Origin of the sequence: Klebsiella sp. 141203, from assembly GCF_032601985.1 — a bacterium.
GTDB lineage: Bacteria > Pseudomonadota > Gammaproteobacteria > Enterobacterales > Enterobacteriaceae > Klebsiella > Klebsiella aerogenes.
Genome location: NZ_JAQIRL010000004.1, coordinates 473,267 through 488,507, shown reverse-complemented (window position 1 = coordinate 488,507; position 15,241 = coordinate 473,267). Strand labels below are relative to the sequence as shown.

At 53.4% G+C, this 15,241-nt stretch carries 19 protein-coding genes; 3 read left to right on the top strand and 16 right to left on the bottom strand.

Going from position 1 to position 15,241, the window contains the following annotated elements:
* Nucleotide 1 precedes the first annotated feature (1 nt).
* Nucleotides 2-313 carry a 30S ribosomal protein S10 gene (rpsJ, locus tag PGR29_RS18780; RefSeq protein ID WP_001181005.1) on the bottom strand — a complete coding sequence of 104 codons (312 nt, stop codon included), beginning with the start codon at nt 311-313 and terminating at the stop codon, nt 2-4.
* A 376-nt stretch (nt 314-689) separates the two neighbouring features.
* On the opposite strand from rpsJ, the gene PGR29_RS18775 reads away from it, so the two are divergent.
* Nucleotides 690-1,172, top strand: coding sequence for a prepilin peptidase (locus PGR29_RS18775; RefSeq protein WP_143115456.1), 483 nt, complete (start codon nt 690-692; stop codon nt 1,170-1,172).
* Here PGR29_RS18775 and bfr read toward each other — a convergent pair.
* The 11 genes from bfr to fkpA form a co-directional block, all read right to left on the bottom strand.
* A complete protein-coding gene (bfr, locus tag PGR29_RS18770; protein ID WP_015369420.1) occupies nt 1,156-1,632 on the bottom strand; it encodes a bacterioferritin in 477 nt (158 codons plus the stop codon). The genes PGR29_RS18775 and bfr overlap by 17 nt on opposite strands.
* Before the next feature lie 74 nt (nt 1,633-1,706).
* Nucleotides 1,707-1,901: a bacterioferritin-associated ferredoxin gene (gene bfd, locus PGR29_RS18765; RefSeq protein WP_015369419.1), complete on the bottom strand. Its 195-nt coding sequence runs from the start codon at nt 1,899-1,901 to the stop codon at nt 1,707-1,709.
* A 180-nt stretch (nt 1,902-2,081) separates the two neighbouring features.
* Nucleotides 2,082-3,266 (bottom strand): elongation factor Tu, encoded by a 1,185-nt coding sequence (tuf, locus tag PGR29_RS18760; protein ID WP_015369418.1) that lies wholly within the window; start codon nt 3,264-3,266, stop codon nt 2,082-2,084.
* A 69-nt stretch (nt 3,267-3,335) separates the two neighbouring features.
* The gene (gene fusA, locus PGR29_RS18755; RefSeq protein ID WP_015369417.1) at nt 3,336-5,450 is read right to left on the bottom strand and encodes an elongation factor G; all 2,115 of its coding nucleotides are present in this window, start codon (nt 5,448-5,450) and stop codon (nt 3,336-3,338) included.
* A gap of 96 nt (nt 5,451-5,546) precedes the next feature.
* Entirely contained in the window at nt 5,547-6,017 is a 471-nt protein-coding gene (rpsG, locus tag PGR29_RS18750; protein WP_015369416.1) for a 30S ribosomal protein S7, read from the bottom strand.
* 95 nt (nt 6,018-6,112) lie between these two features.
* Complete coding sequence (gene rpsL, locus PGR29_RS18745; protein ID WP_000246815.1) at nt 6,113-6,487, bottom strand: 30S ribosomal protein S12; 375 nt, start codon at nt 6,485-6,487, stop codon at nt 6,113-6,115.
* Nucleotides 6,488-6,611: 124 nt separating this feature from the next.
* A complete protein-coding gene (gene tusB, locus PGR29_RS18740; RefSeq protein WP_316425104.1) occupies nt 6,612-6,899 on the bottom strand; it encodes a sulfurtransferase complex subunit TusB in 288 nt (95 codons plus the stop codon).
* A 7-nt stretch (nt 6,900-6,906) separates the two neighbouring features.
* Entirely contained in the window at nt 6,907-7,266 is a 360-nt protein-coding gene (gene tusC / locus PGR29_RS18735; protein ID WP_316425103.1) for a sulfurtransferase complex subunit TusC, read from the bottom strand.
* Nucleotides 7,266-7,652 (bottom strand): sulfurtransferase complex subunit TusD, encoded by a 387-nt coding sequence (tusD, locus tag PGR29_RS18730; RefSeq protein ID WP_213317285.1) that lies wholly within the window; start codon nt 7,650-7,652, stop codon nt 7,266-7,268. Before tusD ends, tusC begins: the two co-directional genes overlap by 1 nt.
* Entirely contained in the window at nt 7,652-8,374 is a 723-nt protein-coding gene (locus PGR29_RS18725; RefSeq protein ID WP_004868391.1) for a helix-turn-helix transcriptional regulator, read from the bottom strand. The genes tusD and PGR29_RS18725 overlap by 1 nt, the downstream gene beginning before the upstream one ends.
* 166 nt (nt 8,375-8,540) lie before the next feature.
* Nucleotides 8,541-9,359: an FKBP-type peptidyl-prolyl cis-trans isomerase gene (fkpA, locus tag PGR29_RS18720; RefSeq protein ID WP_015369412.1), complete on the bottom strand. Its 819-nt coding sequence runs from the start codon at nt 9,357-9,359 to the stop codon at nt 8,541-8,543.
* 221 nt (nt 9,360-9,580) lie between these two features.
* On the opposite strand from fkpA, the gene PGR29_RS18715 reads away from it, so the two are divergent.
* On the top strand, nt 9,581-9,799 hold the full coding sequence (locus tag PGR29_RS18715) for a protein SlyX (protein ID WP_015369411.1): 219 nt from the start codon (nt 9,581-9,583) through the stop codon (nt 9,797-9,799).
* Between the two features lie 57 nt (nt 9,800-9,856).
* Here PGR29_RS18715 and slyD read toward each other — a convergent pair whose 3' ends face one another.
* The 4 genes from slyD to kefG form a co-directional block, all read right to left on the bottom strand.
* Nucleotides 9,857-10,447 carry a peptidylprolyl isomerase gene (gene slyD, locus PGR29_RS18710; RefSeq protein WP_015369410.1) on the bottom strand — a complete coding sequence of 197 codons (591 nt, stop codon included), beginning with the start codon at nt 10,445-10,447 and terminating at the stop codon, nt 9,857-9,859.
* A 94-nt stretch (nt 10,448-10,541) separates the two neighbouring features.
* Nucleotides 10,542-10,742 (bottom strand): YheV family putative zinc ribbon protein, encoded by a 201-nt coding sequence (locus PGR29_RS18705; protein ID WP_004106389.1) that lies wholly within the window; start codon nt 10,740-10,742, stop codon nt 10,542-10,544.
* 13 nt (nt 10,743-10,755) lie between these two features.
* Entirely contained in the window at nt 10,756-12,561 is a 1,806-nt protein-coding gene (kefB, locus tag PGR29_RS18700; RefSeq protein ID WP_087859085.1) for a glutathione-regulated potassium-efflux system protein KefB, read from the bottom strand.
* Nucleotides 12,548-13,111, bottom strand: coding sequence for a glutathione-regulated potassium-efflux system ancillary protein KefG (gene kefG, locus PGR29_RS18695; protein WP_015369408.1), 564 nt, complete (start codon nt 13,109-13,111; stop codon nt 12,548-12,550). Before kefG ends, kefB begins: the two co-directional genes overlap by 14 nt.
* Before the next feature lie 173 nt (nt 13,112-13,284).
* On the opposite strand from kefG, the gene PGR29_RS18690 reads away from it, so the two are divergent.
* The gene (locus PGR29_RS18690) at nt 13,285-15,189 is read left to right on the top strand and encodes an ABC transporter ATP-binding protein (RefSeq protein ID WP_015703646.1); all 1,905 of its coding nucleotides are present in this window, start codon (nt 13,285-13,287) and stop codon (nt 15,187-15,189) included.
* Nucleotides 15,190-15,241: the final 52 nt, after the last annotated feature.

Genomic DNA, 15,241 nt, shown 5'->3' with positions numbered 1-15,241 from the left:
ATTAACCCAGGCTGATCTGCACGTCTACACCGGCAGCCAGGTCCAGACGCATCAGAGCATCAACGGTTTTTTCAGTTGGCTCAACGATGTCAACCAGACGCTTGTGAGTACGAATCTCGTACTGATCACGCGCGTCTTTGTTGACGTGCGGAGAGATCAGAACGGTGAAACGCTCTTTGCGGGTCGGCAGCGGGATCGGACCACGGACTTGCGCACCAGTGCGCTTAGCAGTCTCGACGATTTCCGCGGTTGATTGATCGATCAGACGATGATCAAACGCTTTAAGGCGGATACGGATTCTTTGGTTCTGCATGAGACCAGAGCTCCAATTATTTTATAGACGAAATGATTACTCCTCATACCCATTACGATTGATGGGAGAGTGTAACCGTTCTTACAGAGTTCCCCGATTGGGAACATTGTTAGGTAGCAAACTGCGCTACCAGGGCTCATATCGAACCGGCCGTCAATTTTGACAGGCCCGCGCATTATACGCAAATTCAGGCGCGACGCAAGTGCTGATTAGAAAATCATCACCACAATTTGCGCGTCTTCTCGCGTAGGCGCTCGGCAATGCAATAACACGATAAATAAGTCAGGAAGCAGCCATCCATCTTGCACAAATGCGCTTTGCGCTAACGCGCGACGATAAGCAAAGTGAGCGCATTATCCCCGAACAGGAGTGTTCCATGCTTACCGTCCTTCCCTTCTTAGTTTGTTATTGTGGATTAACCCTGGCGTTATGCCGGCAGGACCTGCTTCGCGGTCTTCTTCCCGACAGGCTCACCTGTCCCCTGCTGTGGAGCGGTTTTGTTTTTTACCTGTGTCTGGCGCCGCAGCGGCTTGAAGATGCCGTCTGGGGGGCAATTGCCGGCTATCTTTTTTTTGCCCTGCTCTATTGGCTATATCGCGGGCTTCGCGGATATGAGGGTTTAGGCTACGGCGACGTTAAATATCTTGCCGCCCTCGGCGCCTGGCACGGCTGGCAAAAGTTGCCACAACTGGTGTTGGTCGCATCTTTGGTTGCCGGTATGACATGGATGACATTGGCGTTGATTGGGAAGTATAAGCAACAACGAGGGGGATTGAACAACCCGCTGCCGTTTGGGCCATTTCTGACTGCAGCGGGTTTTTGGTGCGGGTGGCAGACGTTCGCTAGTCTGACACTTTGATCTGCGATTGAAGGTAATTTTGCAGACCGATTTTGCCAATCAGATCTAACTCGGTTTCCAGCCAGTCAATATGGCCTTCCTCATCGGCAAGGATTTCAATCATCATATCGCGACTGACATAATCGTGAACGCTGTCGGCATAGGCGATTGCCTCACGCAGGTTTTGCGCGCCTTCCAGCTCCAGCCTTAAGTCAGACTGCAACATTTCTTCGACATCCTCACCGATGCCAAGTTTGCCAAGATCCTGCAGGTTAGGCAGGCCTTCAAGAAACAATATACGCTCGATGTACTTATCGGCGTGTTTCATCTCATCGATAGATTCATGGTATTCAATATCGTTGAGGCGCATCAGGCCCCAGTTCTTGAACATTCTTGCATGAAGAAAATACTGGTTAATAGCAACCAGTTCGTTTCCCAATAATTTATTGAGATAACTTATGATTTTGACATCACCTTTCATTATAAAGTCCCTCCGCTTCCACTTATTGAAGCGTAGTCCGGGCTATAAGGATGTCAAAAAGAGAAGGGTCGCGATCAGGCGATTTCTTTGAATTCCGGCATGCTGGTTAATTCATCTTCCATCACTTCACGTGCCGCGCGGACGCACTTACCGCATTGATTTCCAACGGGAATAAACTTGCGTAATTGTTGAAAAGATTGCGGTTGAAATTGACGCACAACCTGACGGATTTTTTTATCGCTTACGCCATTGCACAAACAAACGTACATATAAACTCCCGTTCAATTTATGCACAAAGTTTAAATGAGAATAGTTATGATTACAATAGGCTGTTTATTAATTATCCGTAGTGGCGCACTTTATGAATATTTAAACCATCGCGGCTTATCACCAAATTATAGACAGCAAAAAGGGCGCCGAAGCGCCCTTTTTAATTCAAAGCTAACGAATTAGCCCAGAACTTTAGCTACAACGCCCGCGCCAACGGTACGGCCGCCTTCACGGATTGCGAAACGCAGACCGTCATCCATCGCGATCGGGTGGATCAGGGTAACAACCATTTTGATGTTGTCGCCCGGCATTACCATCTCTACGCCTTCCGGCAGTTCGATGGTACCAGTCACGTCAGTAGTACGGAAGTAGAACTGCGGACGGTAGCCTTTGAAGAACGGAGTATGACGGCCGCCTTCGTCTTTGGACAGGATGTACACTTCAGATTCGAACTTGGTGTGCGGCTTGATGCTGCCCGGCTTAGCCAGTACCTGACCACGTTCGATTTCTTCACGTTTGATACCACGCAGCAGAACACCTACGTTCTCGCCCGCACGGCCTTCGTCCAGCAGTTTGCGGAACATTTCAACGCCAGTACAGGTGGTTTTCGCGGTTTCTTTGATACCAACGATTTCAACTTCTTCACCAACTTTGATGATACCGCGCTCTACACGACCGGTAACAACGGTACCACGACCGGAGATGGAGAATACGTCTTCGATCGGCAGCAGGAACGGCTTGTCAATCGCACGCTCTGGTTCTGGGATGTAAGAATCCAGGAAGCCAGCCAGTTCGATGATTTTCGCTTCCCACTCTGCGTCGCCTTCCAGCGCTTTCAGAGCAGAACCACGAACGATCGGAGTGTCGTCGCCCGGGAAATCGTACTGAGACAGCAGTTCACGAACTTCCATCTCAACCAGTTCCAGCAGCTCTTCGTCATCAACCATGTCGCATTTGTTCAGGAACACGATGATGTACGGAACGCCTACCTGACGACCCAGCAGGATGTGCTCACGAGTCTGCGGCATCGGGCCGTCAGTCGCAGCAACAACCAGGATCGCGCCATCCATCTGAGCAGCACCGGTGATCATGTTTTTAACATAGTCGGCGTGGCCCGGGCAGTCTACGTGTGCGTAGTGGCGAGTCGGGGTGTCATATTCAACGTGAGAAGTGTTGATGGTGATACCACGAGCTTTTTCTTCCGGCGCGTTATCGATCTGGTCGAATGCGCGAGCAGCACCGCCGTAGGTTTTAGCCAGTACGGTGGTGATTGCAGCGGTCAGAGTAGTTTTACCATGGTCGACGTGGCCGATAGTACCAACGTTGACGTGCGGTTTTGTACGTTCAAATTTTTCTTTAGACACGGCTATATTCCTTACTATAGTGCTCTCCCCTGAGGAGAGAGCACGGGACTTAGGTTTTAATCCTGTGGATTATTTACCACGGGCTTCAATAACGGCCTGAGCAACGTTGTTCGGCGCATCATCATACTTCAGGAATTCCATGGTGTATGATGCACGACCTTTGGTCAGAGAACGCAGCTGAGTTGCATATCCGAACATTTCAGACAGCGGAACTTCAGCGTGGATCTTAACGCCAGTTACTTCAGATTCTTGACCGCGCAGCATGCCGCGACGACGGCTCAAGTCACCGATTACGTCACCGGTGTTCTCTTCCGGAGTTTCTACTTCAACCTTCATGATCGGCTCAAGCAGAACTGGTTTCGCTTTCTTAAAGCCTTCTTTAAAGGCGATAGAAGCGGCCAGTTTAAACGCCAGCTCAGAGGAGTCAACGTCGTGGTAAGAACCGAAGTGCAGACGGATACCCATATCAACTACCGGGTAGCCAGCCAGCGGACCAGCTTTCAGCTGTTCCTGGATGCCTTTATCAACGGCCGGGATGTATTCGCCAGGGATTACACCACCTTTAATGTCGTTGATGAACTCGTAACCTTTCGGGTTAGAGCCCGGCTCCAGCGGGTACATGTCGATCACAACGTGACCGTACTGACCACGACCACCAGACTGCTTGGCGTGTTTACCTTCAACATCGGTAACTTTCTGGCGAATCGCTTCGCGGTAAGCAACCTGAGGTTTACCGACGTTCGCTTCAACGTTGAATTCACGCTTCATACGGTCAACGATGATGTCGAGGTGCAGTTCACCCATACCGGCGATGATGGTCTGGTTAGACTCTTCGTCAGTCCATACGCGGAATGACGGGTCTTCTTTAGCCAGACGACCCAGAGCCAGACCCATTTTTTCCTGGTCAGCTTTGGTTTTCGGCTCAACGGCGATGGAGATTACCGGCTCAGGGAATTCCATACGCTCCAGAATGATCGGCGCATCCGGGTCACACAGGGTGTCACCAGTGGTTACGTCTTTCAGACCGATAGCGGCAGCGATATCGCCCGCGCGAACTTCTTTGATCTCTTCACGTTTGTTAGCGTGCATCTGAACGATACGACCGAAACGCTCACGTGCAGCTTTCACGGAGTTCAGTACGGTATCACCAGAGTTAACCACACCAGAGTACACACGGAAGAAGGTCAGGTTACCAACGAACGGGTCGGTAGCGATTTTGAACGCCAGTGCAGAGAACGGCTCTTCGTCGCTTGCGTGACGCTCAGCCGGGGTATCTTTACCGTCGTCCAGGATGCCGTTGATTGCCGGAACATCGATCGGGGATGGCAGGTAATCAATTACCGCATCCAGCATCGCCTGAACACCTTTGTTCTTGAACGCAGAACCACAGGTTACCAGGATGATTTCGTTGTTCAGAACGCGCTGACGCAGAGCTTTTTTGATCTCTTCTTCAGTCAGTTCTTCGCCACCCAGGTATTTTTCCATCAGCTCTTCGGAAGCTTCCGCAGCGGACTCGATCAGGTTCTGGTGCCATTCGTCAGCCAGTTCCTGCATGTCAGCCGGGATATCTTCGTATTCGAAGGTAACGCCTGCATCAGCTTCGTTCCAGTTGATGGCTTTCATTTTCACCAGGTCAACAACACCGGTGAAACCTTCTTCAGCACCAATTGCCAGCTGCAGCGGAACCGGGTTCGCGCCCAGACGGGTTTTGATCTGACCAACAACTTTCAGGAAGTTCGCACCCATGCGGTCCATTTTGTTAACGAACGCAATGCGTGGAACTTTATATTTGTTTGCCTGACGCCATACGGTTTCAGACTGCGGCTGAACACCACCAACTGCGCAGTAAACCATTACCGCACCATCAAGAACACGCATGGAACGTTCTACTTCGATAGTGAAGTCAACGTGCCCCGGGGTGTCGATGATGTTTACACGGTGCGGTTCATACTGTTTAGCCATACCAGACCAGAATGCAGTAGTCGCAGCGGAAGTGATGGTGATACCACGTTCCTGCTCCTGCTCCATCCAGTCCATGGTAGCGGCGCCGTCATGAACTTCACCGATTTTATGGTTTACACCGGTGTAGAACAGAATACGTTCGGTAGTAGTGGTTTTACCGGCGTCGATGTGCGCACTGATACCGATGTTACGGTAGCGTGCGATGGGTGTTGTACGAGCCATTTGATTCCTCGTTTATTTCTTTAGGCGTTCAGTTAAGTTATCCAGAGCGGGCGACTCATCTGAAACGCCCGCCTGGTGACTATGACTCCGAAGGGATTACCAACGGTAGTGTGCGAACGCCTTGTTGGCTTCGGCCATACGGTGAACGTCTTCACGTTTCTTAACTGCAGTACCTTTGTTGTCTGCAGCGTCAGTGAGTTCGTTCGCCAGGCGCAGAGCCATGGATTTATCACCGCGTTTACGAGCAGCTTCAACGATCCAACGCATTGCCAGAGCATTACGACGAACCGGACGTACTTCAACTGGAACCTGATAAGTAGAACCACCTACGCGGCGGGACTTAACTTCGACAGTCGGGCGCACGTTTTCGAGCGCAACTTCGAAGGCTTCCAGTTCAGTTTTACCAGAGCGCTGAGCCAGGGTCTCCAGCGCGCTGTATACGATAGTTTCTGCAGTAGATTTTTTACCATCTACCATCAGGATATTTACAAATTTAGCCAGCAGTTCTGATCCGAACTTCGGATCCGGCAGAATTTTACGCTGACCAATGACGCGACGACGTGGCATGGAAATACTCCGTTGTTAATTCAGGATTGTCCAAAACTCAAAGAGTTTAGTTTGACATTAATATAAAACGTTTGGCCTTACTTAACGGAGAACCATTAAGCCTTAGGACGCTTCACGCCGTACTTGGAGCGAGCCTGCTTACGGTCTTTAACGCCGGAGCAGTCAAGCGCACCACGAACGGTGTGGTAACGAACACCCGGAAGGTCTTTAACACGACCGCCACGGATCAGGATCACGGAGTGCTCCTGCAGGTTGTGACCTTCACCACCGATGTAGGAGGTGACTTCGAAACCGTTAGTCAGACGCACACGGCAAACTTTACGCAGTGCGGAGTTCGGTTTCTTAGGAGTGGTGGTATATACGCGAGTACATACGCCACGTTTCTGCGGGCAGGCTTCCAGCGCCGGCACGTTGCTCTTTGCAACTTTGCGCGCGCGTGGTTTGCGTACCAGCTGGTTAACTGTTGCCATTAAATAGCTCCTGGTTTTAGCTTTTGCTTCGTAAACACGTAATAAATCGCCTCATATAATATGAGGACGCAGAATTTTAGGGCGGTGCCGAAAAGGTGTCAAGAAATATACAACGATCCCGCCATTACCAGGCCAACTGACCTTCATGTTTGACCGTAAGACTGACGAAATCAGTATAGCCAACCCTGACGACACTGTCCGCAATTTGACCAGCCAGCCCGCGGGCTTCGATATCGTCTTGCAGAGCATGTAGGGTTATGGGGGCGGATTGCAGGATTTCAAGGAAACGGCCGCCGTCAATCGCCGCGACCACGCCATCGGAGAGCAGGAGCAGATCGTCGCCTGCCTTCACCAGACGCAGCATCGCGTCGATATCGACATGCCATGGAGAGACGCTTAGAGTGTGGAGCATCTGGGCCTCAGAATCGTAGAATCACGTTGAACTCATCAAGCCGGGCGCGCAGCGCCTCTGGCTCGAGGCTTTCTACATCCACCACCCACGGCGTATCGGCGGCCAGGCCGCGTTCGCGGGCAGACGCCGCGCATAACCAGCGCTGTTCGATGTCATACAGCGATAACAGCCTGAAGGTGGCGATATAATCACGGGCGAGGATTTTTCCCGGCTGCTGGCCAGGGATAATCTGAAACACGCCGTCGCCGACAAAGAAGACGCCGAGGTCGTCGGTGAGGGCCGAGGTCGCCAGTAAGGCGTCCAGCCCTTCCCTACCGGCTGCGCTGCCGTGCGGCGCGGAAGAAAATACGAAAGCCACGCGTTTCATCAGAACTGCACCATTCTATCGCAGGTTAACGACGCTTCAGCCAGTGCGCCTAGCCCGCTTAAGGTGAATCCCGGCTGCAGATTATGCGCCGGCAAGCCAAGCTGCTGCGCTTCGCGTTCATCGGTCACGCCGCGACGTAGCGCGGCTGCCACGCAAATGTGCAGCGCAACGGCATGTTCATCATGCAGGCGCTGCCAGTGACGCACCAGGTCTACCTCATCGCTGGCGGGGGCCGTCAGCTGATTAGCGTTGTAGATCCCTTCACGATAGAAAAATACGCAGGCCAGTTCATGCCCTGCGTTAATAACCGCCTGCGCAAACTGCCACGCGCTACTGGCCTGCTGAGTACCGTAGGCAGGCCCGGTTACGGTGATGGCAAAACGCATTACTTATCGAGCCCCTGGAAATCACCGCTTTTAAACTGGCGGATGTAGAGGTACACCGTGTGTTTAGAGATATTCAGGCGATCGGCTACCTGGTTAATCGCATCTTTGATATCGAAGATGCCTTTCTCGTATAGATTCAGCACGATTTGGCGGTTTTTCGCGTTATTCGATACGTTGCGATCGGCATTCACCTCTTCAATGGTGAACTCCAGCGTTTGCGCCACCAGATCATCCACCGACGAGGCAAAGTTAACCTGAGAGTTCACTTCCGGCGTTTCCGGTGGAATAAAGGTGCTCATAATCTGCGAGAACGGGACATCAAGGTTCATGTTGATACACAGCAGACCAATCACCCGATGTTCCCGGTTGCGAATAGCGATAGTCACCGATTTCATCAGCACGCCGCTTTTCGCGCGGGTAAAATAGCACTTCGATACGCTGCTATCTGCTCCCGTCATATCGTGCAGCATACGTAACGCCAGATCGGTAATCGGCGAGCCAATTTGGCGGCCGGTGTGTTCACCGTTAGCGATACGAATAGCGGAGCATTTTAAATCCTGCAGTGAGTGCAGCACGATTTCACAATGGGAACCAATGAGCATCGCTAACCCGTCCACCACCGCTTCATAGGATTTTAGGATATCGAAGTCGGTCTGGTCGAAAGGACGTTGATCCAGCAGGTCAAGCTCGCTGGTTTCGTTGGTTAAAAGCGACCTGGACATGTAAAAAAGCACTCCTTTTCAGGAGCCTGTCGTTATCGTCAGGGCAGGCTCATCATCATTATTAAGCTATCTAAAGTAATACAGCGCCTGAGGAATTTTCCAGTTTTAATTATATCTGCTGCCAATAAAAAAGCCGCCGCCCCTGAAGGCGGCGGCTTATGGCAGATTACTTCTTAGCGTCTGCAGCCGGTGCTTCGGCAGCGGCTTCTGGCTTAGCATCAGCCTTCGGAGCCGGTTTGATGTCCAGCAGTTCTACATCGAATACCAGCGTAGAGTTAGCCGGGATACCCGGAACGCCAGTTTTGCCGTAAGCCAGATCCGGTGGGATGACCAGCTTGATTTTGCCGCCTTTTTTGATGTTTTTCAGGCCTTCGGTCCAGCCAGGGATAACGCCATCAAGACGGAAAGAGAGCGGCTCGCCGCGGGTGTAAGAGTTATCGAACTCTTTACCGTCGATCAGCGTACCTTTGTAGTTCACCACGACGGTATCGCTGTCTTTCGGCGCATCGCCGGTACCGGCTTTCTCGACTTTATACATCAGGCCGGATTTAGAGGTTTTCACGCCCTTCTCTTTAGCGAAGGCGTCACGGAACGCTTTGCCTTTAGCATCGTTCTCGGTCGCATCTTTTTCCATCTTCTGCTGAGCGGCGGTTTTCACGCGGGTCTCAAAGGACTGCAGAGTGGTTTCAATTTCTTTGTCGGACAGTTTGCTCTTATCGGCAAACGCATCCTGCACGCCGGCGATCAGCTGGTCTTTATCCAGTTTGATACCCAGCTTCTCTTGTTCTTTCAGGGAGTTTTCCATGTAACGGCCGAGGGATGCACCCAGCGCATAAGCGGATTTTTGATCGTCATTTTTAAATGCCGATTTGCTGTCCGCCGCCGGTGCAGCTTTCGCTGCGGTATCGGCAGCAAAGGTCAGCGGTGCATTCAGGGCAACGGCCATCGTGGTCGCCAGCAGCGTTACTTTAAACAGTGATTTCATCCATTTCTCCAGGGCCGGGGCATCTCACCCCAGGGTTATCATAAAAAGCAAAAAACGTACTATAGAACGTTGCAGAACAAATCTACATACGGACCTACCTGAATATCGCCTCATTTCAGACTATTTTTGTATGAATTAGTTTCCTCTCTGACGTTACGATGCTGCGTTAACGCGGAAACTTGAGTAGAATCCGCCCGCAAACAAGACAGAAGAGGCGACCTATGAACGATAGCACAATGGAGACGCGTCTGGCGGAACTGGAAAGCCGACTGGCGTTTCAGGAGATCACCATCGAGGACCTCAACAAAACCGTCACGGCGCATGAAATAGAAATGGCCAAAATGCGCGAACATATGCGCTTGATGATCGAAAAACTGAAAGCGACACAGCCGTCGCACATCGCGTCACAGTCTGAAGAGACGCCGCCTCCGCATTATTGAGACGTAAAAAAAGCGGGTTTCCCCGCTTTTTTGGCTATTCGCGCGAACGCGACGCCATTAGTGGCAACCGCAACCGCCGTTACCGCAACCACCTTTGCCATGTTCATGGTCGTGACCATGATCGTGGCCGTGGCCGCCGCAGCAGCCGTCATGACCGTGGTCATGATCGTGATCGTGACCATGAGCGCCGTGTACGTGACCGTGTTCCAGCTCTTCTGCAGTGGCTTCGCGCAGGGCGACAACTTCTACGTTGAACTTCAGATTCTGGCCAGCCAGCATGTGGTTGCCGTCAACCACCACGAAATCGTCGCCGACTTCAGTGATTTCTACCGGTACCGGACCCTGGTCGGTTTCAGCCAGGAAGCGCATGCCAACCTGCAGTTCGTCAACGCCCATGAAGACGTCTTTAGGAACGCGCTGAACCAGGTTTTCGTCATACTGGCCGTACGCGTCATTCGCGCCGACTTCGACATCAAATTTATCGCCCACTTCGTGGCCGTTTAATGCGTTTTCCAGGCCGGAAATCAGGGAACCGTGACCATGCAGGTAGTCCAGCGGCGCACTCACCGGAGACTCATCAACCAACACACCGTCTTCTGTACGTACCTGATAGGCCAGGCTGACCACCAGGTCTTTTGCTACTTTCATGATATCTCCTGAGCATGGGAAGAATAGTGGCGCAGATTGTAGCGGAATTCTGCAGCCGTGTACCCTCTAGCTTAAAAAAAGGCGACAGATAACGCTAGTCCGGATGAAAAATGCCGATCACTTGCTCTTCTTTGCGAACGTGTTCGCGGACCTCTTTATCGGCCTCGCGCATCTGATGTCCGCACTTAACGCACTCAACAATATCGACATTATTCTCGCGCCACATCGCCAGTGAATCCTGCGCCTGGCACGCCGGGCATTTTGCGCCGGCAATAAAACGTTTACGTACCGCCATTTTGCTCTACCTTCTATTCAAACTCGTCCCAGCCGTCCAACTGCCGGCTTTCTTTCTGCATTTCACGCTCAAAAATCTCTTCCAGCTCGCGCCGGGCTTCCCGCACGCGAGATATCTGTACAGTATCAGTATGCACCGGCATTAACTCGCGCAGCATTCGCATATCGAGGCGTCGAAAGTGCAACTGCGCGCGCTGCGCCTGATGCGGATGCATTCCCAGAGTCACCAGCGCCTTGCGCCCCAATTCCAGGGCGCTGGAGAAGGTTTCTCGCGAGAACTGCGTCACGCCAGCCTGTAATAACTCATGCGCTTCTACGCGCCCCCGCGCTCGGGCCAGAATATGCAGGTGGGGAAAATGCTGTTGGCACATCTCCACCAGCTTCATGGTATCTTCCGGCTCGTTGCAGGTAATCACAATCGACTGCGCCTCTTCCGCCCCCGCCGAACGCAGTAGCTCAAGCTGCGTCGCGTCGCCGAAATAGACTTTGTAGCCATATTTGCGCATCAGGTTGACCGCGCTGATATCGCGTTCAAGCACGGTAATACGCATTTTATTAGCCATCAGCAGGCGCCCAATAACCTGACCAAAACGCCCGAATCCGACGATAATCACCTGTGGCTTATCATCCTCGACCCACGGCGCCTCATCAGTATCCTCCGCCGGGTTAAGCCGTCGCGACAGCACTTTATCAATGACCTTCATCAGGAGCGGCGTGGTCATCATCGATAAGGTCACGGTAACCAGCAGCAGCGCCATTTGATCGTTATGGAACAGCTTCTGCGAAGCCGGCATGGAAAAGAGAACAAAGGCGAACTCGCCGCCCTGGCTCAATACTCCGGCGAACTGCGTGCGCTCGGCGCTGCGCAAACCGTATACCCGGGCCAATACATAAAGCACCAACGCTTTAACCGCCACCAGCGCGGCAACGCTTAGCGCGACCCACAGCAAATGGGTGTACAGCACGCCAAGATTCAGCGCCATGCCGACGGAGATAAAAAATAGCCCCAGCAGCAAGCCTTTAAACGGCTCAATAGCGATTTCCAGCTCGTGGCGATATTCGCTTTCCGCCAGCAGCACGCCCGCGATAAACGTCCCCAGCGCCATTGACAGCCCCAGGGCATCCATAAACAACGCTGAGCCCAGCACCAGCAGCAGCGTGGCGGCGGTGAAGACCTCGCGCACGCCGGAACCGGCGATAAAACGGAATACCGGGCGCAGCAGAAAACGACCGCCAATCAGCATGCCGGCGAATGCCAGCACCTTCATCCCTACCGACATCCAGTTAAAGTTATCGTCGCCGTGTCCGGCGAGCAGCGGGACCAGCGCCAGCGCCGGGATCACCGCTAGATCCTGAAATAACAGTACTGAAAATCCAAGCTGGCCGGATTCGTTACGGCTCATTCCCTTCTCGCGCATCAGCTGCAGCGCCATCGCGGTAGAGGACATTGCCAGCCCAATACCGCCCACCACGGCCGCCTGCCACGAAAACCCGGTGACCACCAGCAATCCGCCAAGGATCGCCGCGCTAAACAACACCTGCGCCGCGCCGACGCCGAATATCGAGTTGCGCAGTTGCCACAGTTTGGCCGGATTGAGCTCAAGGCCGATGATGAACATCAGGAATACAACGCCCAGCTCGGAAAAATGGAGAATTTCATCCACATCGCTAATAAAGCCAAGCCCCCACGGGCCAATTGCAATCCCGGCCAGCAGGTAGCCGAGCACGGCGCCAATGCCCAGCCGGGCCGCCAGCGGTACCGCCACCACGGCGGCAAACAAAAACAGTACCCCTGCTAATAGCAAATCAGCTCCCGCCATTGACGCCTCCTGTTGCAACAGGATTCGCGAGCCAGTCGCGATACGCGCGGGCGTGGCTTTGCAAATCTTCCGGCCGCTGTCGGCGCGCCCAGTAGACAATAATCGGACTCAGCCAGTGCATGCGGCACATGCCGGCCGTTAACTCAAAAGGACGCAAAATATCGTTCATCGGATAGCGGTTAGCATCGCGGCGGTAAGCGCTCTCCGGCTCGCCGGTGGTGATCACACTGCGCCAGTACTTTCCCGCCAGTTGATTCCCTCCCGCGCCGCTGGCGAAGCCGCGGCTCAGCACCCGGTCCAGCCACTCTTTCAACAATGCCGGGCAGCTCCACGTATACAGCGGATGCTGGAAAACAATCACCTGATGCTGACGCAGGAGATCCTGCTCATGGGCGATATCAATAAAAAAATCTGGATAGTGCGCATAAAGATCGTGCACGGTGACATTCGGCAACTGTAAGGCCGGTTCAAGCAAAACCCGGTTGGCCACGGAATCCTGAGATTCTGGGTGGGCATACAGCAGCAACACTTTCGCTGTCTGAGACATCATTCCCCTCCCGAACGTCATCTGGCGGCTTGCGAAGCGGCTGCGTCTCGACGCAACCAGAATGACTTTGTCTATCGTCTTCATTTTGGGCTACCATTGCGGCCCTATGGAGCGTTTCGCTTCCACACTACATTATCATAAAGACAAATTAACATAGTCTGAACATACGGCGCCTTATGATTGTTTTCTCCTCGTTACAAATTCGTCGCGGCGTACGCGTCCTGCTGGACAACGCCACCGCCACCATCAATCCTGGCCAGAAGGTCGGTCTGGTGGGTAAAAACGGCTGCGGTAAATCTACGTTGCTTTCGCTTTTGAAAAACGAGATAAGCGCCGACGGCGGCTCCATGACCTTCCCGAGCAACTGGCAGTTGGCGTGGGTTAATCAGGAAACGCCGGCCCTGCCGCAACCGGCTATTGATTATGTTATTGATGGCGATCGCGAGTTCCGCAAGCTGGAAGCCGATTTACAGCAGGCCAATGAGCGCGACGACGGCCACGCCATCGCTACCGTTCACGGTAAGCTGGATGCCATTGACGCCTGGACGATTCGTTCCCGCGCCGCCAGCCTGCTACACGGCCTTGGTTTCAGTAACGAGCAGCTTGAGCGGCCGGTCAGTGATTTCTCCGGCGGCTGGCGTATGCGCTTAAACCTCGCGCAGGCGCTGATCTGCCGTTCCGACCTGCTGCTGCTCGACGAACCGACCAACCACCTCGATCTTGATGCGGTGATCTGGCTGGAAAAATGGTTGAAAGGCTATACCGGTACGCTGATCCTGATTTCCCACGATCGTGATTTCCTCGATCCGATCGTCGATAAAATTATTCATATCGAACAGCAAACGATGTTCGAATACACCGGTAACTACAGCTCGTTTGAAATCCAGCGCGCGACCCGTCTGTCGCAGCAGCAGGCCATGTATGAAAGCCAGCAGCAGCGCGTTGCCCACTTGCAGAGCTATATCGACCGCTTCCGCGCCAAGGCCACCAAAGCGAAACAGGCGCAGAGCCGTATCAAAATGCTTGAGCGCATGGAGCTTATCGCCCCGGCGCACGTCGATAACCCGTTCCACTTCAGCTTCCGCGCGCCGGAAAGCCTGCCGAACCCGTTACTCAAGATGGAAAAAGTCAGCGCCGGCTACGGCGAACGGATTATTCTCGACTCCATCAAGCTGAACCTGGTGCCCGGTTCGCGTATCGGTCTGCTGGGGCGCAACGGCGCCGGTAAATCAACGCTGATTAAGCTGCTGGCCGGTGAACTACAACCGCTGTCCGGTGAAATTGGCCTGGCTAAGGGCATTAAGCTCGGTTACTTCGCCCAGCATCAGCTCGAATTCCTGCGCGCCGATGAGTCGCCGATACAGCATCTGGCCCGCCTGGCGCCGCAGGAGCTGGAACAAAAACTGCGCGACTACCTCGGCGGCTTTGGATTCCAGGGGGATAAAGTCAGCGAAGAGACCCGCCGTTTCTCCGGCGGCGAAAAAGCGCGCCTGGTGCTGGCGTTAATCGTCTGGCAGCGCCCTAACCTGCTGCTGCTCGATGAACCGACCAACCACCTTGATCTCGATATGCGTCAGGCCTTAACCGAAGCGCTGATCGACTTCGAAGGGGCGCTGGTCGTGGTCTCGCACGATCGCCACCTGATCCGTTCCACCACTGACGATCTGTACCTCGTACACGACGGCAAAGTCGAACCGTTTGATGGCGATCTGGAAGATTATCAGCAGTGGCTGAGTGATTCGCAGAAGCAGGAAAACCAGGCCTCTGAAGCGCCGAAGGATAACGGCAATAGCGCGCAGGCGCGTAAGGATCAAAAACGCCGCGAAGCCGAACTGCGCACGCAAACGCAACCGCTGCGTAAAGAGATCGCCCGTCTGGAAAAAGAGATGGATAAACTCAACGCGCAGCTGGCGCAGGCGGAAGAGAAGCTGGGCGACAGCGAGTTATATGACGCCTCGCGCAAAGCGGAATTAACCGCCTGTCTGCAGCAGCAGGCGAGCGCCAAATCAGGTCTCGAAGAGTGCGAGATGGCGTGGCTGGACGCGCAGGAACAGCTGGAGCGGATGCTGCAGGAAGGTTAATGCAAGACAGTGACAACAAAAGGCGGGATATCCCACCTTTTTTCATTCGCCT

Excerpts from the sequence above, each read along its gene's own strand:
- bfr (WP_015369420.1), bottom strand. The coding sequence starts at position 1,632 with ATGAAAGGTGATGTCAAAATCATAAGTTATCTCAATAAATTATTGGGA.
- PGR29_RS18725 (WP_004868391.1), bottom strand. The coding sequence starts at position 8,374 with ATGTCCAGGTCGCTTTTAACCAACGAAACCAGCGAGCTTGACCTGCTG.
- PGR29_RS18775 (WP_143115456.1), top strand. The coding sequence starts at position 690 with ATGCTTACCGTCCTTCCCTTCTTAGTTTGTTATTGTGGATTAACCCTG.
- rpsJ (WP_001181005.1), bottom strand. The coding sequence starts at position 313 with ATGCAGAACCAAAGAATCCGTATCCGCCTTAAAGCGTTTGATCATCGT.
- PGR29_RS18690 (WP_015703646.1), top strand. The coding sequence starts at position 13,285 with ATGATTGTTTTCTCCTCGTTACAAATTCGTCGCGGCGTACGCGTCCTG.
- kefB (WP_087859085.1), bottom strand. The coding sequence starts at position 12,561 with ATGGCGGGAGCTGATTTGCTATTAGCAGGGGTACTGTTTTTGTTTGCC.
- rpsG (WP_015369416.1), bottom strand. The coding sequence starts at position 6,017 with ATGCCACGTCGTCGCGTCATTGGTCAGCGTAAAATTCTGCCGGATCCG.
- kefG (WP_015369408.1), bottom strand. The coding sequence starts at position 13,111 with ATGATGTCTCAGACAGCGAAAGTGTTGCTGCTGTATGCCCACCCAGAA.
- PGR29_RS18715 (WP_015369411.1), top strand. The coding sequence starts at position 9,581 with ATGAACGATAGCACAATGGAGACGCGTCTGGCGGAACTGGAAAGCCGA.
- fusA (WP_015369417.1), bottom strand. The coding sequence starts at position 5,450 with ATGGCTCGTACAACACCCATCGCACGCTACCGTAACATCGGTATCAGT.
- tusD (WP_213317285.1), bottom strand. The coding sequence starts at position 7,652 with ATGCGTTTTGCCATCACCGTAACCGGGCCTGCCTACGGTACTCAGCAG.
- rpsL (WP_000246815.1), bottom strand. The coding sequence starts at position 6,487 with ATGGCAACAGTTAACCAGCTGGTACGCAAACCACGCGCGCGCAAAGTT.
- fkpA (WP_015369412.1), bottom strand. The coding sequence starts at position 9,359 with ATGAAATCACTGTTTAAAGTAACGCTGCTGGCGACCACGATGGCCGTT.
- slyD (WP_015369410.1), bottom strand. The coding sequence starts at position 10,447 with ATGAAAGTAGCAAAAGACCTGGTGGTCAGCCTGGCCTATCAGGTACGT.
- tusB (WP_316425104.1), bottom strand. The coding sequence starts at position 6,899 with ATGCTCCACACTCTAAGCGTCTCTCCATGGCATGTCGATATCGACGCG.
- bfd (WP_015369419.1), bottom strand. The coding sequence starts at position 1,901 with ATGTACGTTTGTTTGTGCAATGGCGTAAGCGATAAAAAAATCCGTCAG.
- PGR29_RS18705 (WP_004106389.1), bottom strand. The coding sequence starts at position 10,742 with ATGGCGGTACGTAAACGTTTTATTGCCGGCGCAAAATGCCCGGCGTGC.
- tusC (WP_316425103.1), bottom strand. The coding sequence starts at position 7,266 with ATGAAACGCGTGGCTTTCGTATTTTCTTCCGCGCCGCACGGCAGCGCA.